Origin of the sequence: Hymenobacter sp. BT491, assembly GCF_014349165.1 — a bacterium.
Classification (GTDB): domain Bacteria; phylum Bacteroidota; class Bacteroidia; order Cytophagales; family Hymenobacteraceae; genus Hymenobacter; species Hymenobacter jejuensis.
Genome location: NZ_JACSJJ010000011.1, coordinates 1 through 25973, shown reverse-complemented (window position 1 = coordinate 25973; position 25973 = coordinate 1). Strand labels below are relative to the sequence as shown.

Genomic DNA, 25973 nt, shown 5'->3' with positions numbered 1-25973 from the left:
GCTGACTTGGCCTGAAAAGCAGAATGGCCCTTTCTGCTCGAAAGGGCCATTCTGCAAAACTTTAATTATCAATCACTTAGAAGGCTTCTCCTACTGCAAAGATGATTCCGGAGTTGCCACCTGAGCCCACACCGTAGTCAAGGCGAATGTTGAGTCGGTCGCGGCGGTTGAAGCGGAAGCGGGCACCTACGCCGCCGGCAAACTTGGTACCGTCGAAGCTATAATCGGAGAGCTTGTAGCCCACTTGCCCCACGCCCAAAAACGCGGCTCCGTCGAAGCGCCAAAATAACTTTTGGCGAATTTCGGCCTGAAACGTGGTGAACTGGCGGTCGCGGAAGCGGGCTTCGTAAATGCCGCGCATCAGGTAGGTATTGTTGTAGAGCGAGCCGCCCAGCGTGGCGCCCATGCTGCCCAGCTCGCGAAAAGGCACACTGCCCGAGTGGTATTGCCCCAAAAATTGCAGCGCCAAAATGGTATTGTTGGAGCCAAACAACGGGTTGAAATGGCGTGCATCCACTTGGTAACGCGTGAACTTATAGTCGCTGCCCAGCGCCGACCCGTTGAACAGCATGTGCGCATCCACGTAATTGCCAGTGTACGTAGCCAGCACGTTGTCGCGGCCGTCGTATAGGAGCGCCGGGCCTAGGCCAGATGTAATTCCACCGCTCCGCTCCTGCGAGCTTAAGCGGTTATACACGTTGAGGGGGTTGTTGCCTTGGTCGACCGGGTCTTTTAATTTTACGTCGCCTAAGTTGGTAAGCCGGTAGCGCAAGCCCACAAACAGGTTGGGTACTACTTTGGCCAATGCCTTCTCATCGAACACGAAAAGCGGATACTTTATCTTGACCTCGTCGCTCTTGCGCGTGTCGTTTCCGCGGCCGTAGTAGCTGAAAACCAAGTCGTAATAACTCAGCTCGCCCGAGAAAAAGAATTTTTCTTCCGGCGTAAAGATGTTGTGGGTAAGCTGCAGTGTGGTTTGCTTTTTCTGCGAAATCCAGCCCAGCAACCGGACGTTCGACTTGCGCACGGTGGTGTCGGTGCCGAAGCGCCAGACTGGCAAAATGGCGAGGCCGCCTGCAAAGCCGGTTTCCTGCTGGTAGAAGGCAATCGGCACCGGAATAAAGCTGGGCTTCTCCTTCTTGTCTTTGTCTTTCTCGGGCGGGGTAACGGCCACAACGGGCGCGACAGTAGTCACCCGAACGGCTGAGTCGGGAGAAGCAGGCGTGGTAACCGATTGAGCAGATGCAAGTTGGCCTAACAGCAGCAGTGCCGACAACGGGTAGAGAAAACGCATATAGTGGGCTGGGGATAGAAAGCTGAGCAATAACCCTGACTAAGTACTAAATAAACGTCTTTTTAGTCAATTTTTACTGTCCGCCTTGTTAACGCAGAATCGGCCAAACTGTTTTGCTAGCCTCCTACCAGCAGCATAGACAGCACGCCGGCCAGCATGATCCATTTGCACCAGCTGCTCAACCTCGAAAAATCGCGGCGGCGATCGGCGTGGGCTAAATACCGTCCCAACAACCCCAAGGGCACCCATACAGTAAGCCACAGCCATAACCCCAGGAGCCACCGACGATCTTGCGCGGCCTCCCAAATGGTACCCGTCAGCAGCAGAAACAAGCTGAGCAGGAAAAAGCCGGCTACCCACTTGGTGCGGGCCACACCCCACACAATGGGCAGCGTACGGCAGTCGTGTTGCGCATCGCCGCGCATGTCTTCTACATCCTTCACGATTTCGCGCACCACCGTGAGCAGAAAAGCAGCCAACGCATATACCCACACCGTAGGGCTGCCGGTGCGCAGCTGTAGTTCGGGCAGCAGCACCAGCGATGCCGTGAGGGCGCCGATGCTTACATTTCCGACTAACGCTACGCGCTTAAACCGAATTGAATAGCCCCACAACAGCAGCGCCGAGCCCAGATGCACCAGTCCCAGCAACGGCGACAGCAAGCCGGCGACCGCTATGCCAATGCCCGTAAGCACGAGATGAGCCAGCATCGCATGCCGCCGATTGATCACTCGCCCCACCACCAAGCGACTGGGCCGGTTGATGGCGTCGATCTTGACGTCGTAGTAATCATTGATGACGTAGCCCGCCGCCGCCACACTGAGCGTCGCGACTACCAGCAAGCCAAACCTGGGGGCCAACAGGGCCTTTAGCAGCTCGTTGGGCAACAGCAGACAAGCCCGCACCAAGCATAGGCACAAGGCCATCAGCACGAGGTTGGGAAAGCGAATCAGCCGCAACAGCGGGCGATCGCTGCCACCACCACCCACAGGCGGCAACTGAGCAGAAGGCAGGGCGGCGGAAGGCATGGCGGAGTAACAGAAACCAATTAGCAAAGATGCAGGGCGGCGCGCGTAATCGGGCTACCTGCCACCAGATCAGGCCCAAAAAGAAAGCCTCTCCAAAGGGGAGAGGCTTTCTCAGCAAGAAAAAAACGTAAGTAGGCAGGAACCTACAGTTTCTTCACATTCACCGCGTTAACACCTTTGCGGCCTTCCTGCGTGTCGAACTCCACGCGGTCGTTTTGTTGAATTTGGCCCCCGTTAAGACCGGTTACGTGGACGAAGAAATCTTCCTTCGTGCCGTCTTCCGTAATGAAGCCGTAGCCCTTCGACTCATTAAAGAATTTTACGGTTCCTGTTTTCATGAAAAAAATAAAAAAGGTGAATGGATGAGTGGGTAAAGATAGAGGGATTTTAGAAAATCACAACCCACTCAGGACGCTCACAAGGGCACAAAACCGAGAAAACGTGCTGTTGTCCAGCCTACTACGCGGGCAGGTTACCAGGTCTTCTGGGCTTTCATTACCGCCTCAATCAGCTCGCGTACGGCACCCTGTCCGCCGCCTTTGGTGGCCACATAATTGCTGATGGCCAGTACGTCGGAGGCGGCATCTATGGGGCAAGCAGCCACGGCACACCGGCGCATTACCTCCATGTCGGGCATGTCGTCGCCCATGTAGGCGATGTGTGCCGGGTCGAGGCGATGCACGTTGATGTAGGTGTTGAAGATCTTCATCTTGTCGTCGACGCCCAGGTAGATATCGAGCACATCCAGCGACTCCAAGCGCTTGCGCACGCCTTCTTCCTCGCGCCCCGAAATGACCACGATGCGGTAGCCCTTCCGCAAGGCATACCGGATGGCATACCCGTCGCGAATGTGAAAGGCACGAGCTTGCTCGCCGGAGTTCAGCGCCAATAAAGTACCGTCGGTCAGGACGCCATCCACATCGAGGACGAAGGCTTGCACGGTGGACAGGTCAGGCGGGGTAAGGGGGGCAGGCATCACCAGAGATAAGAAGAAACCGGTAGCGTAGCCAAAGTCGTATCCGTGAGGAAGTTAGGCTTTGGCCAATCGTAGCCGCCCGCAGGCAGCTACGACGAAGATTTGTAATTACTTAATAATCAATCACTTATTGATTATCGCGCCATTCATAAACCCACTTGGCCTGAATCTGTTCGAGGTGGCCTTCCGTGGCTTGTTCGCGGGTGCCTTCGAAGTTGGGCAGTGTGAGCACCCATTCCAGCAAATCGGTAAAACGGATCCGGTAGATCTTGTTTTCCGTGAAGTCGTCCCCAAATTTTTCGTAAAGCGCCATGGCGATGTCCTCGTGGTCGCTCCACTTCATGGGAGGCTCAAAGTGATTCATAGGGTAGGAATATCAGGTGGTAGGTTAGCCGTTAACTGGATGCTGATGCGATTATTCATAACTATTTAACAATCAAATAGTTATGAATAACAAAAGCCTTAATGTCCCAAGAACTCCTGTGGGGGCAGCAAGATTACCAGATCCTCGTTGCCTTGCACAACGCACTGGCATCCAAGGCGGGAATTGATGCGCGGATTGACGGCGCGATCGATGAAATCCTCTTCTTTATCGCTGATTTCGGGCAGGTCGTCTTCGCCCTGCAACACGTACACGTGGCAAGTGCTGCAACCGCAAACGCCGCCGCAATTATGCTGCAAGTGTATTCCGTTGTTGAGGGCAACGTCCAGCACCGATTCGCCCTGCGCCGCAACGTGCGTCTGATCGGGCTGGCCGTCCTGAAACTTAAAGGTGATATTGACAGCTTTCACGGCGTGACTTATTAAGCAAAGCTAAATGCGGGCACGAAGGTAGGCACCCCCGCCCCCGAATCAAAGCTACTTCGGGTCTTCGTTGTTTCGAGCCGGCGCTTGCGCTTGTTGCTGAATGCTGATTGTCAAGGCCTTGTATAAAGCCTGCCATTGTGGGTGGGCCGCCAGCACAGCCTCGTGCCGGTGCAGCGTAGGCGTATCCTGGCGGGCGGCCGGGCCCGTCTGGACGGTAAAAGGTGGGTTGGCCAACGCCTTTTCGGTGGTTTCGCGCACCAAGGGCGCCAGCAAGTCGAACGGCAAGCCGGCTTCCTGCATCAGCGCGTGGCTGATGCCCAGCACATGATTGGTAAAATTGCTGGCAAACACGGCCGCTACGTGCAGCGCCAAGCGCGCGGGCGTGGCCACCAACCGCACGTCGTGGCTCAGGCTGTGCGCCAGCCGAAGCAACGTGGCTTCGCCATCCGTTTCGGCTGCTTCAATGCACAAAGGCACGGTTTCCCACGCCACCGCGCGGCCAGGACTGAACGTTTGCAGCGGATAGAAAACACCTCCCCGCACCCCGGAATACGCCGCAAAGACATCTAATGGCAGCGCGCCGGCCGTGTGTGCCACCAACGCATCTATCGGGAAATGAGCCACTTGCAACACACTCGCCACGGCTGCATCGGGCACGGCCAGCACGAAAACATCGGCCTCCAGGTGCCGCAAATCGGGGTCGGCACCGGCCGTTGCGCCGTGTAAGCGTGCTGCCAAACTGGTAGCGCCAGCCGCCGAGCGACTCCAGATGTGCACCACCCGATGGCCTGCCTGCTCCAGCGCCGGTGCTAGGTGCGCGGCCACCCGCCCCGCCCCCAGCAACACCACGCGCAACGCGTTGGGAGAAGAAACAGCAGCAGTTGGGAGCGCAGGAAGTGGCAGCATACAAACGGACCAGTTTGGTAACTAGAAGTTTTTCTAAAAAAATCAGGACATTGTAAAGGAAGCTTTTGCAAACTTCCCGTAAGAAACTGTGTCTTTATGCAGTTGTCAAAAGCGCTTTATTTCTCACTTACCTTATTTTCTTTCGGCATGAAACATACTTACGCTACGGGTGCTCTGCGAACTGCGAAGAGCGGCTGGTGGAGCGCCCTTCGATTAACGGGGCTCACGGCGTTGCTCGCAACGGTATTAGGGGCGTTTACGGCCCAAGCCCAGGATTTGAATTACAATGAGTACAGCGTCCAGATCGCGCAAGGTACTTACACGGATCTTGCCGCCACGGGCACAGCTATTACCACCACCAGCACCGACGACGCCAATTCGGCTGCGCAGCCCATTGGCTTCACCTTCAACTACAACGGCGCCGCTTTCACGCAGTTTGTGTTGAACACGAACGGCTACCTGCGCCTAGGCAGCCAGAATCCGTCGGCTGCCAGCTATTTCAACGGTGCCGAGAACTACGGCGGCGGCCCACTCAACAGCGCCGATGCGGCCGATGTCAACCTGCTTCTGCCCTTCAACGTCGATTTGGTGGCCGGTGCCAGCCCAGCCGAATACCGGGTCGCGACTACGGGCACCGCGCCCAACCGCATCTGCACGATCCAGTGGAAGAATGTGAGCGACAAATCGCGCGACGGGGTGGTGGCCAAATACACCAACTTTTCTTTTCAGGCGAAGCTGTACGAGGGCACCAACGTCATCGAGTTTGTGTACGATGTGCCTACTGCTGCTTCTATCGCCGCCAACCAAGACTTTTTCAAGGCGGCCGCCGTCGGCATCAAGGGTTCCGGAAAGGCTGCTAACCAAGCGGTTGTGCTGCAAAAGTCTTCCGCCCAGGACTGGACCGAGGCTACGGCCTTAGGCCGCAACTACAGCGGCCCGGATGAGAACCGCTTCAACTTCCGGGCGAGCACCCGCCCAGCGGCCGGCACCACGTACCGCTTTACGCCTGGCCTGCCCCGCGACGGTGGCATTACGGCTATCTATACGTTAGGCCGAATTTCTCCCGAAGCACTGCCCCACACGGTGAAAGCTGCCGTCATCAACTTTGGCACAGCGGCTTTCGCCAATGCCACGGCTACGCTCCAAGTAACCGGCGCCAATACCTTTACCAGTTCCAAAACGTTCTCGTTGGCCCGCGGCGAAGTGCGCGAAGTAGTCTTCGATCCGTATCCGGCTACGCTGAACCCCGGCACCAACACGCTGACTGTAACGCTCACCAGCGACGACGAAAACAGCGACAACAAGCTTACCACCTCGCAGGTCGTTACCACCAACCAGATCCTGTACACCGACCCAACCAAGGATTTGCAAGGCGGCCTGACCTATGGGGCAGCAAGCGGGCAACTAGCCGCGAAGTTTGTCATCAACCAACCCACCACGGTAAGCGCCATCACAGCGCGGTTTAAGGACGTAGCGGGCAATACGGCCGCGTACCGGTTCTTGCTCTACGACGCAACCGGCCCCAACGGAACGCCGGGCAAAACTCTCTATACTTCCGATGTGCAAACCCGCACGGCCGCGGGCGGCGAAGTAACGCTACCCGTGCCTAACGTCTTGGTTAACAGCCCTTTTTATGTGGCTATTGCGGAGCAAACCGGCGCTAGCAGCGGCATCGGGTATCAAATTGAATTCCCGTTGCGGAAGGCGACTTATTATGCCAACGATCTCAACAATGGTGGCTGGGATGAGTTTGGCGACGTAGGTTTAGAGGGCGCTCAGTTGGCTCTTGGTGTTACGTTCGGAGCAGCTCCGGCTTGCGGTGCGCCCATTAATGTGAGCCTGAGCAACATCACCGCAACCTCCGCGGCGGTCAATTTCACACCGACCAGTGGTACAGGACCTTACGTAGTAGAATACGGACCCAAAGGCTTCGCACTTGGCACGGGCACAACGGTAGCGGGCACGACCTCGCCCATCGCTCTGCCCGGTCTTACGGCAGGCACTACCTACGACGTTTACGTTCGCAAAAACTGTGGCGGCACGGCCGGTACCAGTGCCAACAACGGCCCTTATGCGCTCACGACGGCATGCCAGGCCGCGAGCACCGTACCCTACGCCGAGAATTTCGACGCCCGAACCGCCCCGGCTCTCCCCTGCGGTGTTACGGTCCTAGACGCCAATAACGACCAGTTTGGCTGGGAAGTGGCACAAATACAAGGCACGCCTAGCACGCCCAATAGCATTGTGTACAGCTACAATAGCCTAGACCCCGCGATTGGGGCCGATGATTGGTTCTTTACGCCGGCGCTTTCCCTGAGCGCGCTTCAGCAATACACGGTGTCGTTTAAGTACCGGGTGGGGGCTTTCAACAACGGACCGGCCATTCCCGAAGGCCTAGAAATCCGGTATGGTACCTCGCCAACGGTGGCGGGCATGCCGGCGGCCAATACCATATACACCAGCACTACCTTGGCGGCCCAAACCTTCACTGCGGTGAATTCGCAACCATTGCGCCCCACCGCCAACGGGCAGTATTACATTGGTTTCCACGCCATTAGCCCCGGCGACGCCTTCTTCCTTGCCATCGACGACATTGCCATTACGCCCACCGTGCTATCTGTAAATACGGCTTTGTCGCGGGCCATCAATGCATATCCGAACCCAACCACGGGCCGCCTGACCATCGACCTAGGCGCTACCAGTGCCCGCAAGGTGCAGGCAGCAGTAGTCAACTCGCTGGGCCAAGTCGTGTACACGCGCACGCTCACCGGCAAGCAGGACCAACTGGACCTTTCGGCACTCGCAGCCGGCATCTATACCCTGAAGCTTGACATTGACGGCGAAACGGCCGTGAAGCGCATTGCGGTGCAGAAATAAGAGCCTTACGTCCTTAAGCAATAAAAAAGCCGTGGCATGTGCCACGGCTTTTTTATTGCAAATGTTTGTCAATCAATTACTTATGCTACTTTTTCAGGCTGGCGCAATGCGCGAGGCCTGCGGGCAGTAGCTGGTTCTGGTATGGCAGCTACAGTTTCGCGGGCTTCGCGCCGGCGCCGCACAATGGCCATTCCGAAGCCCACTGCCATCAGCAACGTGCCACTCCACAGCAGGTTGATGAAAGGCTTCTGCATGGCTTTCAGGATGATATAATCCTTCTGTGTGGTGCTCACTCCAAACGTGAACTTGCCCTTGGTGGGGTCTACGTTGACAAAGCTCAAGCGCAGACCGATGTCCTCTACTTCGTCCGGCACGCGGCCAATGAGGCGGTTGCGCACCACAAACACCGGGTGCACGTGGTATTGCTTCTTCTCGCCGTACACCATAAAGTCGGCCTGAATCGCCAGATCGCCTTTTTTCAGGCCCAAGCCTGCGGTCTCGTGCGCTGGTTCTACGCCGCGGAATACGCCAAAATAATCGTTAACAAACAGCGTATCGCCCACCGACAGCACGTGCTCTTTCACTTCGCTCCAGTCCTTTTCCTTGTTCGGGTCGGGCGTGGCGGCGATGTGCGAGTAGATGTCGTGGGTTAGGAATTTCTTGATGTCAGGCGAAGCCAGCAGGCCACCCATTTCCTCGTTGGCCTGCGCCCGTGGATACAAGACAAAGGCTTCGCCGGTTTTCTTGTCTTTGTATTCGACGCGGTAATACGTGTTTTCGGGCAGGATATTGAGTGTGTCGCCGGCTTTGTAATATACCTTATCGCCTTGCTTGATATCGGCGCGGGCTAAGGCTTTATACTCATCGTCGGTGCGGAACAGCACTTCTTTGTTTACGTACTCGGGCAGGCCGGGCACTTCAAAATACTGACCGGTGTAGCTCACGTCGTAGCCGTCCATCGGTGCCGATTCGTTGCGCCACAGCAGCACGTTGTCACGGTTGATTTCTTCCGTGAATTCACGCGAATACAGCAATCCCGACGAGTTCTTGGAGATGATGTTGGAATACCCAGCCGACGCCAAGATACCCAGCAGCATCAGCGCGATGCCGATGTGGGCCACCCCGCCGCCCGACAGGCTCACCTTCCGCTTCACCAACGTCAGGACCATGCTCAGGTTGGCCAGTACCCCAAACAAACCAGCCGTAAGTACCACAATGTATACCGGGCTGATTTGCAGCTTGTTGTAACGCACCAATAGAATAATCAGCGAAGCGCCTAGCAGGGTTAGGATACCCGGCACGGTGAGGGAGTTGGTCAAGCTTTCCTTGTCGTTTTTTTGCCACCACATCACCTGCGCAATGCCCGACAGCAGTGCGATTAGCACGCCCATCCAGAGCTGGAACTTGGTATAGTGCGCAATCTGGTCGGCGGGCAGTGCCAAGTTGGACTTGATGCCCACAAAGCCCAGAAAAGCGTTGTATACTGGTATACTGGTAGTTACGAGCACCTGAAAAGCGCCCAAGCACAGCACCGTAGCCCCCACAAATACCCACAGCTCGGAGTTGTAAGTGGTGAGCTCTTTATCAGTGATCGGAATTTCTTTCCAGCGATACCATAGCAAGCCGATAGCCAGCACCACAAACGCGGCGAGGTAGACAATCAGCTGGCCCGAAAGGCCCAAATCGGTAAACGAGTGGACGGAAGCATTGCCCAATACCCCGCTGCGCGTCAGGAAAGTGGCGTAGAGCACCAACAGGAACGTGGTGATTACCAACACAAAAGAGGTACGCAACGCCGTTTTACTGCGGCGCCACAGCACCATGCCGTGAACGGACGCCACCAGCACCAGCCATGGAATGTACACGGCGTTTTCAACCGGGTCCCAGTTCCAGTAGCCGCCGAAGTTCAACGTTTCGTAGGCCCAATACGCACCCATCATGATGCCCACGCCCAGCACCAGGCCGCCAAACAGCGCCCAAGGCAACGCGGGCTTCACCCACTTGGTGAGTTCGCCTTTCCAGAGGCCGGCGATGGCGAAGGCAAACGGCACCAGCGTCAGGGCAAAGCCCAAGAACAGCGTCGGCGGGTGAATCACCATCCAGTAGTTCTGGAGCAACGGGTTCAGGCCTGTACCATCTTTCGGAACGAAATTCGGGTTGAGCTTGAAGACTGGCAGATCGGTCAGGAAGTCGCGCAGGAGAATGAAAGGCGAAGAGCCAATCTTTACGTTCAGCAGCACCACGCCCAAAATCATGGACGTCAGGAACAGCTGTACGAAGGCAAAAACAGCCATTACCGGCGCTTCCCACTTGCGGTTGAAGCGCATGATGGCCAGGCCCAAGCATACGTGCCAGAAAATCCAGAGCAGAAAGGATCCCTCCTGCCCTTCCCAGAAGCAGGAAATCATGTAGTACACCGGCAGGTGGTTGCTGGAGTGACTCCAGGCGTAATAGTATTCGTACCGGTGGCTGTGAATGATGATGAACAAGCACGTAATGACCGACACCACGGCCGCCCCGTGCAGCAAGAAACTTCCGCGTGCAATGCGCAGCCAAGAAGCGTCGGTTTCCCCCAGCGGCTGATTGCGGGCAGCCATGAAATAGGAATACGCCGCCACCGTAGCCGCCACAAACGCCACGATGATGCTCAGATGCCCGAAGTCGCCGATGAAGGTATTTAACATAAGTGCTTGATTACTAAATAAATACAGCTAACTGTTCGAAATCGATCTTGATATCCCAAACAGCCAGGGTTGTGCTGACTTTTCTTCTAGTTGACTGAAGCCGTCGCGCCTTTGATGTCCTTCTCAACATATTTGGACGGGCACTTCAGCAAGATTTTGTCGGCCACAAACACGTTGTTGCGCATGGAGCCGGTGATCACGATTTGTTCGGATTTGTCGAAATCCTGAGGCTTGGGGTTGAAATACACCACGCGCTGCGCAATGCGATTGGTATCTACCAGCGTGAAAGCAAAGTAGTTGGGATCGAGCGTTGGGTTGTACTCGAGGCCCAGAATCCGCTGCCCGTCGCGGGGCAAGCGACCGACGACGTGCACTTTGGTCGGGCTGCCTTCCGCCGCTAATTCGCGGGCTTCTTTAAAAGAAACGTATTGGCTGACGTCGCCAGCGGTGCTGAGAATGATACCAATTGCGGCTGCAATGACCGCCAAAACGAGGATATGCGATTTTTTCATGGAGCTTGTACAGCGAAAAACGCGGCGCCGGCATCGTTGTAGCCGGCTGTTCTGAACAACCAAACCGGCCCGAAAAATCCGTCGGACCTACGGAAAATATTATTTAGTCGCGCACCTCGCGTTCGAGGCGGCTGATCTTACGGTCTAGGGAGATCAGGTAAGCCAGCAGGCCCACCAACACCGTCACGATTACGGCCACCACGACGTAGATTTTGCCACTTTGACGCATGGCATCGGCCATTTCGGGAGCATCGGCGGCGGCCGTCTGGGCCAAGGCCTGCCACACCGGAAGTACCAGCGCGGCTAGGAGCAGCAGGGCGCTACGCAAGCTGTTTTTCATAAATCTTTTGTTTCAAAAACGTCAGGCGGGTAGATACCTGCGTGATCCAAACGCCCAGCAACGTCCAGCCGATCACGGCCGGATAGAATACCAAGCGCATGTTATTGTCGAGGTCGTACTTGCTGAAACCAGGGTTGCCGCCGGCACCGGGATGCAACGAATCCTGCATGCGGGGCAGGATAAACAACAGCGGAATGGCCGCCGCGTAGGCGAATATGTTGTAGATGGCGCTCACGCGGGCGCGCTGCTGCTCATCCGTAAAGGACGACCGCAGCACGAGGTAAGCTCCATAAATCAGCATGGCAATGGCGGCACCGTTCAGGCGCGGATCGGAAGCCACCCACCACGCACCCCACGTGAAGCGCGCCCACGTGCTGCCCGTAAGCAACCCCAAGATCCCCAGCACCATACCGGTTTTGGCCGATTCGTGGGCCAGCACATCCAGCCGGTTGGTGGGCGTGCGCAGGTAACGGATGGAGTAAATCATGGACGTGGTCAGGATGATGGTCATCGCAAACCACATGGGCACGTGGAAGTAGAGGTTACGGATGGTCTCGTTGAGAATCGCCAGCCGGGGTACGTGTGCCAACAAGCCGGCAACGGCTGTGTACAGCAGCAGAATCACCGTCAGGGCTTTCCACCAGTTTTTTTTCATGTTTGAGAGCGTGCGAAGCAGAGGTGTTAGAAGAAGGAAAGGTCGGGGCAAGCAGGTGGATAAAAAATGAGGATTGTCATGTTTTACCCACTGATTTTAGGGGCTGTGGCCGGTGGTGCCTTTTTGGCGCAAATCCCTCATAGTAAACAATCTAAGCGCTGTTTTCTCTTTCAGTTAAGATATCAACTGCGCCACAAAAAAGGAAATAGCAGATAGGAAACGGCTCCCACGATCATGTTCAGGGCAACCAGCGTCAGCAAGGAGCTTTTGCTGGATTGAAATTCCAGGCCGTCCAGTGCATTTTTGGATACTTTGATGAGCAGCAACAGCATCGGAATCATGATGGGAAACCCGAGCACGGCCATTAAAGTGCTACTGTTCGTGGCTTTTGACGCGATGCCTGAAACCAGCGTAAGCGTGGAGGCAAAACCCAGCGCGCCAAGCATCACGTTGCCCAAAAACAGGGTCAGGTCTTGCACCGGGTTGCCTAATACCAAGGCGTAAGCGCCAAAGCCGATCAGAGCTAACCCCAACAGCAGCAAGGTGTTATAGCTGATCTTAGCCAAAATCACGGCCTGCGGGCGCACCAGCGCATAGTAGTAGAGCTGCCGTCCGCGGCTCTCCTGCAAAAATCCTTTGGCCACCGCATTAACGGCCGTAAAGAGCAGGATAATCCAGAACAGCGCATTCCAAGCTGGGGCCGGGAGCTGGCCACCCCGAAGCGCAAAGCTCAGGTAGCATACAAATACGGTGCTGCCTACATAAAGCAACATGCCGCTAAGCGCCGCCCGCTGCCGCAACTCCAAGCGGAAGTCCTTCTGAATCAAATACCAAATCTCACGGAGGAGCAGCACGGCGCAGCGGATAGTGAAAGGGGCTGCAAAGATACAACGCGTTTGGTTGTTAGCCGCTAGTTGAGTTGGCTTGGTTACCTGACCCGGTATTGGCTACTAGTTAGCCTTATTCGACGCTGGCAGTATCAGGCCGGAGTTCGTGAGTAGCTGCGCTGGGCATGCCGAGGCCTAAAACAAAAAGGCCCGGAATATTCCGGGCCTTTTCATAACTATTTATTAATCAATTACTTACTAAAAGTCGTAACCGAGGGAGAAGTAAAATTTCGGCCCTCTCTGCACATAGTCTTCCTGGCCCCAGGCGATGTCGGCTTTGCCGTAGAAGCCCAGCAACGTTGTGCGGATGCCGGCACCATAACCAAGTAGCAGCGGGTTGCGGAAGTTGACCACGGTAGCCGTAAAAGCGTTGCCGTTGCCACCGGTTACCTGCGTGTTAAAAGAATTATTCTCGTTGAACGGGTTAGAACCCGAGTACGCCGAGCCTGCGTCGCCGAAAGCCGTGAGTTGCAGGTTGCGGAAGAAGCCCGACGTGATGGGCTTACGCGAGAGATACTGGATGATCGGCACGCGCAATTCCGAGTTGAACAGCACATACTTAGGCCCCGTACGCTTGTTGTAATTGAAGCCGCGCATGTTCGTCACGAACTGTTGGTAGAAGATCTGTGTCGGGTCGATGCGCGACGGATCGTAGAGGTCGCGCTGGGCGCCTTCGTAGCGATTGTTGAGCCAGTTGTCCATACCGCCGAGGCGGAACGTTTGGGCTGCCGACCCGAAAAACTGGCCATAGCTGGCACGATTGGCCCAAATAATCTGCCGGTGAATCTTCTGGTAATGCCGCAAGTCGACATACAGCTTCCCAAATGACAAGTTCTTGTCATCCAAGCTATTGAGCTGCTGCACTCCGACCTTCATGCGCGTGCCTTCCAACATGTTTACGCCGGTGGCAATGGCGTTGTCGAACACCAACTCACCGCTTACGCCCAAGTAGTTGCGGCTTACGTCGAGCGTGTCGGAAAAATAATTGAGCATGGTGCGCGTCACGTTGACGAAACGCGGCCCTACCCGAACGCTGACGTTGTGCGTGAGCGGATAAGCAATGGTAGGCGATACCTCATGGCGGCCGTAGCGTACGCGGCCATTAGACTCAGTATCAAAGAAATACGCTTGTTTCTGATACCCAATGCTCCAGTCGTAGCGGTGGCGCAGGTTGGTGTATTCGGCGAAGATGTTGCTGGTTTTCAGATCGGTCAGCGCGAAAATCCCAGCCTTAATGCGGTGATCTTCAAACAGATCGGACATGTTGGCCTGCCCAATCAAACCGAAGCCCAGCAACGGATCGACGTACAGCGACGACACCACGTTATCAACGCTGAACCGCGTATCGTAGCGGAACGGCCCAAGCGTACCCGTCGCGTCGGTGGGCGCAGCCGTTGGCAACGCCACTACCGTAGCCGAGCGTTTGCGCCGAGAAGGTGCCTGCGAAGCCGGAATATCCTCGTCGAACTTGTAGTCGTTGGTATTGACCTGCTCCTCGGTTTTGCGGGGCGGTTGGGCAGCAGCGGTGCTGTCCGCGACTGCCGGAGCCGGATTTTGGCTCAACCCGGTCGAGTCGGTGGGTTGAACCACGGGAGGGGCGGGTACGGCGGCTTTCTTGGGCCGCGACCGATCTTCTAGCGTTTCCTGGCGTGCCGTTTTGTAAAGGGGCATGTTCTGCGCCAGCGCAAAGTTGGGGTAGAGGTACACAAAATCGCGGGCCCGATCCGAAGCCACAAACCCGAGTGCGCCGGTGGTAGCGTTGTAATCGTAGTCGTCGATGTTGTTCAAAAAGCTGCTGACCGGCGCGCGCTGCTTGGTGCTGATGGTGTAGCGGTAGAGGCTACGCACTCCGCTTTCTTCGCCCAAATACAGAAACTCATCGTCGGAAATCGCACGGGGTCGGCCTTCGTTGGAAATCGTACTTACCAGGGATTCAACGGGTTGGGTACGACCGTCGAGGTGATACAGGAACAGGTCGTAGTTATTGACAACGCTGCCGAAGCTGCCTTTAGCCGTGCCGGCCGAGTCGAGCCAGCGGTTGGAGCTGAAAACAATACCCTGGCCGCCGGGCAGGAACACGGGCTGCACGTCGTCGAATACATCGTTGGTCAGCTTTTCCGGCGTGCGACTACCGGCCCGAAGCAAGTACAAGTCATTCTGCCCGTTACGTACACCACTGAATACCAACGCCTTACCATCCGACGAATAGCTCAGGTCCAGAATCTGGGAGAAGGGCTGGAAGATGGACGTGCTGCGCTTGAACGACGGGAAGATCTCGCGCACTTTACTCAAAAACGTAACTACATTACCATCAGCCGATTGCAAATGTAGTGCCATCTCGCCTCGCTCCGATTCGGCGATGGCTACTTGGCCATTGCCGCGCCACGCCAGTACGGGCAACCGCTTTTCTACTTCCTGATCGGGCGTTTTGTAGCCGCCACGAGCAATCACGTGCTTGCCCGACCCGTCGCGGTTGGCAACGAGCACGCGGTAGCGGCCCTGCTCATTGGACACGTAAGCCAGGCGCTGGCCGTTGGGGCTCAGCACCGACTGCGAATACAGAATATTTTTGCGGTTGCTGCCTGTCAGCTCGGTTTTCTCTTCCGGCAATACAAAAGCCGTTTGCGGCTGTGCGTTGAGCTGGCGGTAGTAGGTCAGCCAGTCTTTCAGAAACACTTTATACGGCACGTTCAGCGAGCTGCTGATGCCTACTTCCACGTCGCGCGTGATGCGCGTCAGGTTCAGAATGTTCTGAATGGTGGTGTAGCCGTAGCGCTCCGCAATGTAGTTCCAGATGCTTTGGCCCGCCAGCTGCGGATTGCGCAGGAAAAACGGCGCCGTGCGGGTGCCTTCGTTTTTCTTCACCATGTCGCGCATGTAGTCGTCCATCTCCACGCTCCAGCCTTCGGCGGCGTAGTTGGAAGCGCCCCCGATAAACCAATCGGGTAGCTGAAGCAGGTAGCTGCTCTGGATGACTTCCTTCAGCGAGCCGCCGTACATCATGTCGTTGAGCAGCACGCGCGTCACTTGGTAGCTCAGGTCGCGCTTAAACTGCGTCTGCTGGCCCTGAAACGCGATTTGCACCTTGCTCATGCGCAGCAAAGCCGTTTCGCCGCCCGTTTGGTACTTGTCCGTATCGAGGCCCACGTTGCTCTGCCGCTGGTCGCCCACCGAGTTAAAGAGCATGATGGTGGTCTTCGAATAAGGGTAGTAGCCGATCAGCGAGGTAATGCGCTGGAGCTCCTTTTCGGCGTAGTCGGCGGCCCGGCGGGCGATGGTTTCGCCGCCAGCGTAGTAATAAATGTTAAAGTTCTGTGTACTAAGCAGTTGCCAATTAAACTCCTTGTACTGAATTCGCACCCGGCCAAACGGCTCTTGGGCCGTTTGGGCTTGCGCCTTGCTCCCCGGCAGGAGCAACCCAAGCACCAGCGCAACGGGCGTGGCCAAACGTCCGATGCGGCGCAACATAGAATAGGATAAGTGCTTCATAAAAACGCTGAAAGCGAAACCTCAGAGAGAAATGCCGACCGACGAGCGGGCAGCTATGTACAACGCAGAATACCGTAAAATATTGACCTCAGGCCACAGCTCTTTCTCGGTGTTTTCCAGCACGTTGGCGAAGTGAGCTGCCAGTAGCGGAGCCACCATAATGCCCTTGGAGCCGAGGCCATTGAATATACTCACATTTGGCATTGCCGGATGCATGCCAAGCAGGGGTTTTCGGTCCTGCACCGCGGGCCGTACCCCGGCCCGTTGGTCCGTCACCACGAAGGGCAAATCAGTGATCTGGCGCAAGCGCTGAACCAGCTCGGCACGGGCTTCTTCGGTAATGCCTTCTTTGAACGGAGGCCAGCGGTAGGTGGCGCCTACGCGAAAGCTTCCGTTGCCCAAAGGCACTACGTAAGCGCCCTTGTTCAAGACCATTGTCTCCGTCAAACCGTTGCATTGCACGTCCAGCACTTCGCCCGGATTGGGCCGGATGGGCAACCAGTTAAAATAGGGATTTCGAGCGGCTGTAGCCCCTTCGCAACAGATGAAATGGCTTGCGCGCACTTCGCCGGCGTACGTGACTTCAGTTGCGTCTACAACAAGCTGCTCCCAATCAAAAGTTTCGGCGCGCAGCCAACCCTGCTGCTGGCCTTCGGCCGACAAAGCCGCCAGCAATTCGCGCACGGCTACGTGGCCGCCGTGCCGGATGCGCACGCCGCCAAAATCCATTCGCACGCCTTCGGCCGACGGCGGGTCGGCAGTGATTTCTTCCACAAAATCTTCCCACGGATTGTCGGCGCTCCGGGCCATGACGGAATTCTGCTCGGCCACCGTTGAGAACAGTTTTAGGATGGGTTTCTCAAAGAAAAACTGCTGCCCAAAGTGCTGCTCCAGTTCCCGGTAAAAAGCCGCAGCTGCCGGCAGCAGTTCCGCGGCTTTCCAAACCAGCGAAAACCGTTGGCCCGTAACAGGATTCATCAGGCCCGCCGCCACATTGGAGGCCGAGTCGGGGCGTTGCGCATCGAACACGAGCACCGACCGGCCACGCCGCCGCAGCTCATACGCCAGCGTAGCGCCGGCAATGCCGTGGCCCAGTATAAAGTAGTCGTAGCTCGTCATTGGAGCAAAGTAAGAGGAAAACCAGCACCAAGCCCTACGCCGCGCGCCTGTGCGTTCACGTCAAGACTCGTAACTTACCTCCCAATTCCGTTCGGCCTGCGCCGGTTCCATTTTATCGCTTCTTATGACCGTTTCTGGTTTTACGTTCAACGCTTTTTCCGAAAACACTTACCTGCTGCACGATACCACTGGGCAGTGCGTCGTCGTCGATCCCGGTTGCTACGACAAAGACGAGCAGCAGGCGCTCAAGCAGTTTATCGAAACCGAAGGTTTGCAAGTGGTTTTGCTGCTCAATACGCACTGCCACATCGACCACGTATTCGGCAATAAATTTATCCTCGATACCTATAAGGTACCCTTCCTGATTCACGAAGCCGACCTGAGCACGCTGCGCGCGGTACCGGCTTACGCGCCCAGCTACGGCTTCCCCAACTACCAGCCCGCCGAGCCCACTAGTTTCCTGACGCCGGGCAAGCCGATCCACTTTGGCGAAACGGAGTTAGAAGTGCGCTTTACGCCCGGCCATGCTCCTGGCCACGTAATTTTATATCATGTTGATAGCAAGACAGTTATCGGAGGCGACGTACTATTCCAAAACAGCATCGGCCGTACTGACTTGCCCGGTGGCAACCACGCAACACTTCTGGAAAGCATCCGGACGCAGCTGCTCACACTTCCCGACGAGGTGACGGTGTACCCCGGCCACGGGCCGGCTACGACCATTGGCGCCGAACGCCGCTCCAATCCTTTTCTGCGCTAGTTCTGTTCCCGCGTTTCTCCCCATGAAAAATCACGTACCCAACGCGGTAACCTGCCTGAATTTGTTTTCGGGCTGCCTAGCCGTGCGCAACATCTTCGCCGGCAACCTAGAATTGGCTGCCTACCTCGTGGCGCTGGCCGCCGCCTTCGATTTTGCCGACGGGCTGCTGGCCCGCGCGTTGCGTGCCTCCTCTCCCATCGGCAAAGACCTCGACTCCTTGGCCGATATGGTCTCGTTTGGGGTGGTGCCGGGCGCGTTTTTGTTTCATCTGTTGGCCCTGAGCGCGGCAGATTTGCCGTTTTGGTTGCCCTATGCGGGTTTTATTGTCACGGTGTTTTCGGCGTTGCGCTTGGCCAAGTTCAACAACGACACGCGCCAGACGAACTCTTTTATCGGGTTGCCGACGCCAGCCTGCACGCTGGTTGTGGCTTCGCTGCCGGTTATCTTGGCCCACGACACCTACGGCCTCTCGCACATTGTGCTTAACCCTTGGGGGCTGCTTGCCCTGACGCTGCTCTTGTCTGGCTTGCTGGTGGCGGAGTTGCCGCTTTTTGCGCTTAAATTCAAGAACTTAAGCTGGCAGGACAATTCGCTTCGGTTTGTGTTTTTATTGCTTGCGCTGGGGCTGTTGGTGGTGCTGCAAGCGGCGGCGGTTCCGGTGATTATTCTGCTTTATGTAGTGCTATCGATGTTGCGCCCTTCTTATGGATGAGTTTCGATTCGGCATTCACAATATTTAGCGGATTTGCTAGTTAAGTAACACGACCGATGAACTGCCCATTCGTCAGCTGTGTTGAGCCCGCACTTTCCGCCCCTGCTCCAACGTATTGACAGATACCTTTATGCGTTTTTTTTACCTGCTTCTGTTGCTCTGTGCGCCCGTGCTGGGCGCCCTGCAGTCGGCGCAGGCGCAATCGGTGGCGCATGGCGAAATAACGTGGCAGGGCTACAGCGAAATAGTAGGTAGCAACGGGCAGTCGCGGCGCGTACCGTTCTTTTCGGGCGCCGGCTTTCAGCCCGGACAGTTGGTAGGCCTATATTCGTTGCGGCTGGAAGGCGCCGTTGCGCAGGGCCAATTGCAAAACACTGTCTATCAGCCATTTACACTCTTGGACAGTAAATTACTAGAAGGCAGCACTTTACCCACCGATCTGGGGCTTCGCCTTACTACGGTCACGGAGATGAAACTGCCGGTGAGCTACCTCACGTTGCTGCCGGTTCGCCGCAATGCACAGTCGGGGCAACTGGAAAAGTTGGTTTCCTTCGACTATGCCTACTCTACTGCCAGCTCCAGTAACACGGCCCGCCGCGACGTACAGCGCGATTACGCCAATAATTCGGTGCTCAGCCAAGGCACTTGGTATAAAATTGGGGTGCCGGAAAGCGGAATTTATAAGCTCGATAAAAGCGCGTTGCGCAGCCTTGGACTCGACGTAAATACGCTCGACCCGCGGCGGCTGCGCATTTATGGCAACGCCGTTGGGATGCTGCCCCAAGCCAATAGTACCCGCCGCCCCGATGACTTAGTAGAGAACGACATCTTCGTTTCGGGCAACAACAACGCGACCTTCGACGACGACGAATACGTGCTATTTTACGCGCGCGGCCCGCACACTTGGGAGCGCGAACCCAACGCCACGCGCTTTCGCCACATCCAAAATATCTACACCGACACGGCCTATTATTTCGTGTCGGTGAGCAGCACGGCGTCCACGCACCGGGTCGGTACGGCGCCGGCGCCCAGTGGCGCGGCTACGGCGCGCATCACCACCTTCACCGACCGTCAGTTTTACGAGCACGACCTAGTTAATCTGCTGAAATCGGGGCGGCAATGGCTGGGGGAAAACCTGAGCCCCAAGCAAAACCCCAGCGCGTCCAAAGAGGTCGCGTTCGCAATGCCAGATGTAGCGGCGGGTACCCCGGTGCAGGTCACATCATCGGTAGCGGCTTCGGCAGTCAACAGCACTTCTTTCCGACTATTTCTCAATGGTTCACAGCTAATTGGCAGTCAAACAGTTGCACAAAAGAGCGGCGGACAATATCCTGAGCGGGCCAATACAAGCATCACGACGTTTCCGGCGCCTGTTGCTTCTCCCGGCACCGATCTGCGCGTAAAAGTGACCTTCGACGGCACTTCTGATGCCGAAGGCTGGCTGGACTATCTGGAGGTGAACGCGCTGCGGCCCTTGCGCCTGAGCGGCAGCCAAGTCGAGTTTCGCTCTTTCGAAAACGTGCGCGCCAGTGCCGTCAGTCAGTTTGTGCTCGACAACGCAACGGGAGCCACAGTGTGGGAAGTGACCAATCCGCGCCGGCCGGTGGCGTATGCGCTCACGGGCGGCAGCTTTAACGCCGTTACGGATTCGGTGCGCGAGTTCGTAGCCTTTACGCCTGGCAACATTACCAAAATCCCGCGGGGCTTTGGGCGGGTCGCCAATCAAAATTTGCACGCGCTCAACACCGACGGCAAGCTGGATTTGGTAATTGTGACGTATCCGCCGTTTCAGGCCGAAGCCGAACGCCTAGCCGCCCACCGCCGCACCCACGACAAACTCAATGCGCAGGTGGTCACGACCACGCAGGTCTACAACGAGTTCAGCTCCGGCGGCCAAGACGTGACGGCCATCCGCGACCTGATGAAAATGGTCTACGACCGCGCTCCGGCTGGCAAACGCAACTTCCTGCTGCTGTTCGGCGACGCGTCGTTTGATTATAAATCCGACCCGACCAACGACGCTACCAAGTTTCCGGACTGGTGGCGCACCGAGCGCGTACCGTTTCCTAGCTCGCCCGAACCAGACAAGATCAACCAGAACTTTGTGCCGGTGTACGAGTCGCGTGAGTCGTTCAAAATCGTTTTCTCATCGCAGATAACGTATTCATCTGACGACTATTACGGTCTACTCGACGACGACGAAGGTGAGTGGGCCGAAGGCGATTTTGTGAAAGCCGAAGCCCTAGACATTGGTGTGGGCCGCTTGCCCGTCAATACGCCTAGCGGCCAACCGCGCTCCACTACGCAGGCGGCCTTGGTGGTTGATAAGATGATTGGGTACGACAGCCCCAACGCGTACGGCAAGTGGCGCAACCGCCTCACCTTCATCGCCGACGACGGTGATAACAACCTGCACGTTTCCTCGTCGACGGAACAATTCACCGAGCCTTTGGCGATTAGCCAGCCTGCGTACAACATTCATAAGGTTTATCTCGATCTGTATCCGCAGGTTTCGTCGTCGGCAGGGCAGCGCTCGCCCGACTGCAACCGCGCCATCGACGAAGCCATTGAGCAAGGCTCGCTGATGACGATTTATAATGGTCATGGTGGTCCCATCGCTTGGGCTGATGAACAGATTTTTTCCAAAGCCTCGATTGAACGGCTGCAAAACCAGCAAAAGCTAACTTTCTTATTTACAGCCACTTGCGATTTTAGCGTTTACGACAGCCCAGAGCTTACTTCCGCCGGCGAATCAGCCCTAACCCTGACGCAGGGCGGCGCGGTAGCCTTGCTGACGACGACACGTTTGGTTGTCTCGAATAATAACGAGTTGCTGAGCCGCCGCTTTTACGACGCGGCATTCACGCCTATCAACGGGAAAATGCCGCGCCTTGGCGATGTGGTAGCCATTGCGAAGAATGGCAGCATCGTGGGGGTAGGCAACCGTAACTTTTCTCTGCTCGGCGACCCGACTACGCGCCTAGCTTACCCCGAGCAAACGGCTGCTGTTCTGACACTTAACGGCAAACCGCTAGCGGCCACGCAAAACGATACGCTGAAGGCTTTGTCGCGGATAAAGCTCACTGGCGAGATTCGCAACGGGGCCACGACCAATGCCGGGTTTTCTGGTGTAACGCAACTCACTGTGTATGAGAAGCCTTCTACCGTCACCACGCTGGGCAACGAGCCTTCGACGTTGCCTAATAATGGCCGCATCCCGATTCAGGTACAGGAAAATATTATTTACGACGGCCAAGCCACCGTGCGTAACGGTCGGTTTCAGGTAGAGTTTGTCGTACCCAAAGACCTCAACTATAGCGTGGGGTTGGGCAAAATCAGCCTTTACGCTTTCGATCCTACCAGCCGCATGGATGCACATGGTGCTTCGGCGGTGCCGGTTGGCAGCGCCAGCACTTCGACCTTGCGCGATACAATCCCGCCGGTCATTCGCCTGTTTATGAACGACGATGAGTCGTTCGTCTTTGGCGGCCTGACGAGCACTAGCACGACTATGCTGGGAATCCTAGCCGATTCCAGCGGCATTAACACAGCCGGCTCGGGCATCGGGCACGAGATCACGGCTACGCTCGACAACGACGCCTCGAAGCTCATCGTCCTCAATGATTTTTATACGGCCGACGTCGACAAGTTTCAGCGGGGCCGCGTGCGGTATCTGTTCAAAGACCTCTCCACGGGTCCGCATTTGCTTCGCCTCAAAGCGTGGGATACCTTCAACAATTCAGCCGAGAAGGAAATTGAGTTTATTGCGGCCCGCACCGAAAAACTGGCGTTGCAGCATGTGCTCAATTATCCCAACCCGTTTTCCCGAAATACGACCTTTCATTTTGACCACAACCGCGACGGCGAAGAGCTCGACGTCCAAGTGCAGATTTTTACCGTATCTGGCAAACTTGTCCGCACGTTGAGCACAACGGTTATGGCCAGCAACTCGCATCTGGCGGCCCTCTCTTGGGATGGCCGCGATGAATTTAGCGATCAACTGGCCCGCGGCGTGTATGTGTACCGAGTGAGCGTACGTTCTCCGCGCGACGGCTCTACGGCTTCGAAATACGAAAAACTGGTCATATTAAACTAAGCCCATTCAACCTAACGGCATTTTCGCCTACCTTCCCGAACTACCTTCTTCTCAACTATGATTTTATCGAAGCTGCCCTTGCGTTTTGCGCTTCTGTCTGGCCTACTGGGGATTTCTGTGGCAACTCATGCGCAGCAGCGCATCAATGCCATCACCACCGCCGTTCCTATTCTCACGCTCAGTCCAGATTCGCGTTCCGGGGCATTAGGCGAAGCCGGCGTAGCTATTTCGCCGGATGCCAATTCGGCGTTTTATAACGCAGGCAAATTGGGCTTTGTACCCTATAAGTACAGCGTTTCGCCTTCGTATTCTCCGTGGCTTCGCGCCGTAACCGACGATATGGGTTTGGCCTTTTTGTCGGGCTACGCTAAGCTTGGACAACGCTCGGCCGTTTCGGCGTCGCTGATGTATTTCGACTTGGGTAACATTTCCTTCCGCAACTCGTCGAATCAGCCTTTAGGTGATTTCAACCCAAAGGAATATGCCTTCACCGTATCGTACGGTCAAAAGCTGAGCGAATATTTTGGTATCGGCGCATCAGCTCGCTACATCCGATCCAACCTCACTGGTGGCTTGGCCGGCATCGACAGCAAGCCCGGCAATGCCGCAGCAGTAGACTTGGGCGCTTATTACAACCGGGACCTCTCCATTGGGGCCGGCAACTACAACTTAGGGCTTGGCGCTTCAGTTAGCAACATAGGCAATAAGATTACCTACACAGACCCAACGCAAGCGGACTTTCTGCCAACAACCTTAAAGGTAGGGGCAGCCATCACCCGTGAGCTTGATCCATATAATAAGATCACCTTGACGGCCGACGCCAGTAAACTACTGGTGCCGACACCTTATTATATAGATGGCGACACTACCGGCCTAGGCAAGAAAATCCAGACCGAGAATCTAAAGCGCCGTCAGAAAGGTGTAGTTGCAGCAGCACTCGGCTCGTTTTCAGATGCGCCAGGTGGCTTCAGCGAGGAGATGAAAGAAATCAATCTTTCGGTCGGCGCGGAGTATTCTTACAACGATCTGATCATGGCTCGTGTCGGCTATTTCTACGAAAATCCAATGAAAGGTGCCCGCCAATACCTCAGTTTCGGCTTAGGTGTTCGTTATCAGGTATTTGGCGTAGATGGTGCTTACCTATTGCCTAACAACAAGGACAACACTCAAAACCCATTGGGACAAACCATTCGCGTGTCTTTGCACTTTAACTTCAACAAGCTTGAAGAAGCATTTGGTCCTGGTGGCGATACCACCCCGTCAACTAACTAGTTTTTATGCTCGACCGACAAGTCGCTCCTCCCGTTCAGCCGCTGGCCAGCGTTACGCTGCCCGCGGCTGACGTGTTTTCACTTCCTAACGGAGCCCGTTTGCACGTTCTTCGCAACGATGCTCAGCCTGTTATCCGTTTGCAATTGGTGTTTAATGCAGGCAAATGGTATGAGCCTGCTGCTGGTGTGTCTCTCCTGACAGCCCGTATGCTACTCGAAGGAACCAGCACCCGCACAGCCCGTCAAATTGCCGATGAAGTCGCTTTCTATGGAGCCTCTTTAGAATGCGAACAAGGTTTTGATCGGGCTACTCTAACACTGTATTGCCTTTCACGCCATCTGGAGAAGCTGCTACCTCTCGTAGTTGACGTTGTAACTGAAGCAACTTTTCCAGAAAGTGAGCTCGAACAACTTAAAATGCGCACCATTCAAAACGTGCGTATCGAGCGACAGAAAACTAGCTATTTAGCTGCGGAGCGGTTTTCACAAAACCTCTACGGTGCTACTTTCCCCTACGGCCTCATCTTTGATGAAAATGCATTTCAGACAGTGCAGGCAAGCGAGGTAAAGAAATTTTACGCAACTAATTATAAATTAGGTAGTTGCGAGATTTTCTTATGTGGCGATGTATCTAATCAACACCAAGATCTCATACTGAAGATGCTTGGGGAAGGCCCGAAAAGTTTAATAGCTATAGAAGAAAACGTAATTAAAGCCACCAGTGGACCATTACTGGATTATGTTACCGTAGCCGATAGCTTACAGTCATCGTTGCGAATAGGAAGGCTGTGGCCATCCCCTACCCATTCTGACACTCACCAAATGCAAGTATTAGTTAAGGTATTAGGAGGGTACTTTGGCTCACGTCTTATGAAGAATATTCGCGAGGATAAAGGGTTTACTTATGGTATATATGCCAGTATAGGGCCGCGTGAACATGCTACTAGCTTTGTCATCGGAGCCGATGTGAACGCGGCTAGCACCTCTTCTGCAATTCAGGAAGTGCACCATGAATTACGTCGACTTCAAGAAGATCTAATTCCTTCCGATGAGCTTCAAACGGTAAAGAATTACATGGCCGGCAAATTTGCTAATGAACTCAGTACAGTTTTCGAGCAATGCGACAAGTACAAAAGCATAGTGTTTCTAAATCTTCCCACAACCTATTACACTGACTTTTTGGATCAAATTAGATCTGTTAACGCTCACACTTTACAACAATTAGCGCAGCATTATTTAACTCCTGATGCTATGATAGAAGTCATTGCAGGACCTACTCGTTAGATTGGCTACATATATCTATAAACAAAAAGCCGGATTGATCTGATATAGATCAATCCGGCTTTTTGTTTTACTATGAGAATATGGCAAGTACAATCATGCTTTATCATTGATCAACCTGTCATATTGCTTAGATTAGATATATTCTTCCCATCCTGTATCACGCGGTATAATACTAGAGATAGTCAGGTGGGAGGGCATATAAACGCGGGGCGGCCCCCGCTCCGCATCGCCTGAACCCCGAAGCGGGGCAGGGACGCCGGGGCGGGGGCCGCGGGC

The 25973-nt window shown here is 55.5% G+C and carries 20 protein-coding genes; 6 read left to right on the top strand and 14 right to left on the bottom strand.

The features are described 5' to 3' along the window. Nucleotides 1-76 precede the first annotated feature (76 nt). From H9I52_RS22370 to H9I52_RS22340, 7 genes are all read right to left on the bottom strand, one after another. Complete coding sequence (locus H9I52_RS22370; RefSeq protein WP_187455719.1) at nucleotides 77-1294, bottom strand: BamA/TamA family outer membrane protein; 1218 nt, start codon at nucleotides 1292-1294, stop codon at nucleotides 77-79. 116 nt (nucleotides 1295-1410) lie between these two features. Next, on the bottom strand, nucleotides 1411-2322 hold the full coding sequence (locus H9I52_RS22365; RefSeq protein ID WP_187455718.1) for a geranylgeranylglycerol-phosphate geranylgeranyltransferase: 912 nt from the start codon (nucleotides 2320-2322) through the stop codon (nucleotides 1411-1413). Nucleotides 2323-2465: 143 nt separating this feature from the next. Next, nucleotides 2466-2660: a cold-shock protein gene (locus tag H9I52_RS22360; protein ID WP_139514799.1), complete on the bottom strand. Its 195-nt coding sequence runs from the start codon at nucleotides 2658-2660 to the stop codon at nucleotides 2466-2468. A 134-nt stretch (nucleotides 2661-2794) separates the two neighbouring features. Continuing rightward, on the bottom strand, nucleotides 2795-3298 hold the full coding sequence (locus H9I52_RS22355) for a KdsC family phosphatase (protein WP_187455717.1): 504 nt from the start codon (nucleotides 3296-3298) through the stop codon (nucleotides 2795-2797). A gap of 127 nt (nucleotides 3299-3425) precedes the next feature. After that, entirely contained in the window at nucleotides 3426-3662 is a 237-nt protein-coding gene (gene iscX, locus H9I52_RS22350; protein WP_139514801.1) for a Fe-S cluster assembly protein IscX, read from the bottom strand. Between the two features lie 98 nt (nucleotides 3663-3760). Further along, entirely contained in the window at nucleotides 3761-4090 is a 330-nt protein-coding gene (locus H9I52_RS22345; RefSeq protein WP_139514802.1) for a 2Fe-2S iron-sulfur cluster-binding protein, read from the bottom strand. A 66-nt stretch (nucleotides 4091-4156) separates the two neighbouring features. Further along, on the bottom strand, nucleotides 4157-5011 hold the full coding sequence (locus H9I52_RS22340) for a Rossmann-like and DUF2520 domain-containing protein (protein WP_187455716.1): 855 nt from the start codon (nucleotides 5009-5011) through the stop codon (nucleotides 4157-4159). Nucleotides 5012-5158: 147 nt separating this feature from the next. Here H9I52_RS22340 and H9I52_RS22335 point away from each other — a divergent pair, with 147 nt between their 5' ends. Then, on the top strand, nucleotides 5159-7888 hold the full coding sequence (locus H9I52_RS22335) for a T9SS-dependent choice-of-anchor J family protein (protein ID WP_187455715.1): 2730 nt from the start codon (nucleotides 5159-5161) through the stop codon (nucleotides 7886-7888). 80 nt (nucleotides 7889-7968) lie between these two features. On the opposite strand, the gene ccsA (H9I52_RS22330) is transcribed toward H9I52_RS22335, so the two are convergent. From ccsA (H9I52_RS22330) to H9I52_RS22300, 7 genes are all read right to left on the bottom strand, one after another. After that, on the bottom strand, nucleotides 7969-10572 hold the full coding sequence (gene ccsA, locus H9I52_RS22330; RefSeq protein ID WP_139514805.1) for a cytochrome c biogenesis protein CcsA: 2604 nt from the start codon (nucleotides 10570-10572) through the stop codon (nucleotides 7969-7971). 86 nt (nucleotides 10573-10658) lie between these two features. After that, nucleotides 10659-11084, bottom strand: coding sequence for a cytochrome c maturation protein CcmE (locus H9I52_RS22325; protein ID WP_139514806.1), 426 nt, complete (start codon nucleotides 11082-11084; stop codon nucleotides 10659-10661). Nucleotides 11085-11187: 103 nt separating this feature from the next. Then, nucleotides 11188-11424: a CcmD family protein gene (locus tag H9I52_RS22320; protein WP_187455714.1), complete on the bottom strand. Its 237-nt coding sequence runs from the start codon at nucleotides 11422-11424 to the stop codon at nucleotides 11188-11190. Beyond that, complete coding sequence (ccsA, locus tag H9I52_RS22315; protein WP_139514808.1) at nucleotides 11405-12130, bottom strand: cytochrome c biogenesis protein CcsA; 726 nt, start codon at nucleotides 12128-12130, stop codon at nucleotides 11405-11407. The genes H9I52_RS22320 and ccsA (H9I52_RS22315) overlap by 20 nt, the downstream gene beginning before the upstream one ends. A gap of 131 nt (nucleotides 12131-12261) precedes the next feature. Beyond that, entirely contained in the window at nucleotides 12262-12930 is a 669-nt protein-coding gene (locus H9I52_RS22310) for a heme exporter protein CcmB (protein WP_222940614.1), read from the bottom strand. Between the two features lie 234 nt (nucleotides 12931-13164). Next, nucleotides 13165-16455, bottom strand: a complete 3291-nt coding sequence (locus H9I52_RS22305; RefSeq protein WP_262386196.1) for a hypothetical protein — start codon at nucleotides 16453-16455, stop codon at nucleotides 13165-13167. A 21-nt stretch (nucleotides 16456-16476) separates the two neighbouring features. Beyond that, nucleotides 16477-17574 carry an NAD(P)/FAD-dependent oxidoreductase gene (locus tag H9I52_RS22300; protein WP_187455713.1) on the bottom strand — a complete coding sequence of 366 codons (1098 nt, stop codon included), beginning with the start codon at nucleotides 17572-17574 and terminating at the stop codon, nucleotides 16477-16479. A gap of 124 nt (nucleotides 17575-17698) precedes the next feature. Between H9I52_RS22300 and H9I52_RS22295 the strand changes: the two genes are divergently transcribed. The 5 genes from H9I52_RS22295 to H9I52_RS22275 all read left to right on the top strand — a co-directional run bounded on the left by H9I52_RS22295 (nucleotide 17699) and on the right by H9I52_RS22275 (nucleotide 25697). Beyond that, nucleotides 17699-18334, top strand: a complete 636-nt coding sequence (locus tag H9I52_RS22295) for an MBL fold metallo-hydrolase (protein ID WP_187455712.1) — start codon at nucleotides 17699-17701, stop codon at nucleotides 18332-18334. A gap of 22 nt (nucleotides 18335-18356) precedes the next feature. Further along, the gene (locus H9I52_RS22290; RefSeq protein ID WP_187455711.1) at nucleotides 18357-19046 is read left to right on the top strand and encodes a CDP-alcohol phosphatidyltransferase family protein; all 690 of its coding nucleotides are present in this window, start codon (nucleotides 18357-18359) and stop codon (nucleotides 19044-19046) included. 130 nt (nucleotides 19047-19176) lie between these two features. Continuing rightward, the gene (gene porU / locus H9I52_RS22285; protein ID WP_187455710.1) at nucleotides 19177-23142 is read left to right on the top strand and encodes a type IX secretion system sortase PorU; all 3966 of its coding nucleotides are present in this window, start codon (nucleotides 19177-19179) and stop codon (nucleotides 23140-23142) included. A 57-nt stretch (nucleotides 23143-23199) separates the two neighbouring features. After that, nucleotides 23200-24414 (top strand): type IX secretion system outer membrane channel protein PorV, encoded by a 1215-nt coding sequence (gene porV, locus H9I52_RS22280; protein WP_187455709.1) that lies wholly within the window; start codon nucleotides 23200-23202, stop codon nucleotides 24412-24414. Nucleotides 24415-24419: 5 nt separating this feature from the next. Continuing rightward, the gene (locus tag H9I52_RS22275; RefSeq protein WP_187455708.1) at nucleotides 24420-25697 is read left to right on the top strand and encodes a M16 family metallopeptidase; all 1278 of its coding nucleotides are present in this window, start codon (nucleotides 24420-24422) and stop codon (nucleotides 25695-25697) included. Nucleotides 25698-25973 lie beyond the last annotated feature (276 nt).

Bases quoted from the DNA above. Each gene is read 5' to 3' on its own strand.
- porV (WP_187455709.1), top strand. From the start codon at position 23,200: ATGATTTTATCGAAGCTGCCCTTGCGTTTTGCGCTTCTGTCTGGCCTA.
- H9I52_RS22305 (WP_262386196.1), bottom strand. From the start codon at position 16,455: ATGAAGCACTTATCCTATTCTATGTTGCGCCGCATCGGACGTTTGGCC.
- ccsA (WP_139514805.1), bottom strand. From the start codon at position 10,572: ATGTTAAATACCTTCATCGGCGACTTCGGGCATCTGAGCATCATCGTG.
- H9I52_RS22335 (WP_187455715.1), top strand. From the start codon at position 5,159: ATGAAACATACTTACGCTACGGGTGCTCTGCGAACTGCGAAGAGCGGC.
- H9I52_RS22365 (WP_187455718.1), bottom strand. From the start codon at position 2,322: ATGCCTTCCGCCGCCCTGCCTTCTGCTCAGTTGCCGCCTGTGGGTGGT.
- porU (WP_187455710.1), top strand. From the start codon at position 19,177: ATGCGTTTTTTTTACCTGCTTCTGTTGCTCTGTGCGCCCGTGCTGGGC.
- H9I52_RS22325 (WP_139514806.1), bottom strand. From the start codon at position 11,084: ATGAAAAAATCGCATATCCTCGTTTTGGCGGTCATTGCAGCCGCAATT.
- H9I52_RS22320 (WP_187455714.1), bottom strand. From the start codon at position 11,424: ATGAAAAACAGCTTGCGTAGCGCCCTGCTGCTCCTAGCCGCGCTGGTA.
- H9I52_RS22295 (WP_187455712.1), top strand. From the start codon at position 17,699: ATGACCGTTTCTGGTTTTACGTTCAACGCTTTTTCCGAAAACACTTAC.
- H9I52_RS22360 (WP_139514799.1), bottom strand. From the start codon at position 2,660: ATGAAAACAGGAACCGTAAAATTCTTTAATGAGTCGAAGGGCTACGGC.
- H9I52_RS22275 (WP_187455708.1), top strand. From the start codon at position 24,420: ATGCTCGACCGACAAGTCGCTCCTCCCGTTCAGCCGCTGGCCAGCGTT.
- iscX (WP_139514801.1), bottom strand. From the start codon at position 3,662: ATGAATCACTTTGAGCCTCCCATGAAGTGGAGCGACCACGAGGACATC.
- H9I52_RS22300 (WP_187455713.1), bottom strand. From the start codon at position 17,574: ATGACGAGCTACGACTACTTTATACTGGGCCACGGCATTGCCGGCGCT.
- H9I52_RS22355 (WP_187455717.1), bottom strand. From the start codon at position 3,298: ATGCCTGCCCCCCTTACCCCGCCTGACCTGTCCACCGTGCAAGCCTTC.
- H9I52_RS22290 (WP_187455711.1), top strand. From the start codon at position 18,357: ATGAAAAATCACGTACCCAACGCGGTAACCTGCCTGAATTTGTTTTCG.
- H9I52_RS22340 (WP_187455716.1), bottom strand. From the start codon at position 5,011: ATGCTGCCACTTCCTGCGCTCCCAACTGCTGCTGTTTCTTCTCCCAAC.
- H9I52_RS22370 (WP_187455719.1), bottom strand. From the start codon at position 1,294: ATGCGTTTTCTCTACCCGTTGTCGGCACTGCTGCTGTTAGGCCAACTT.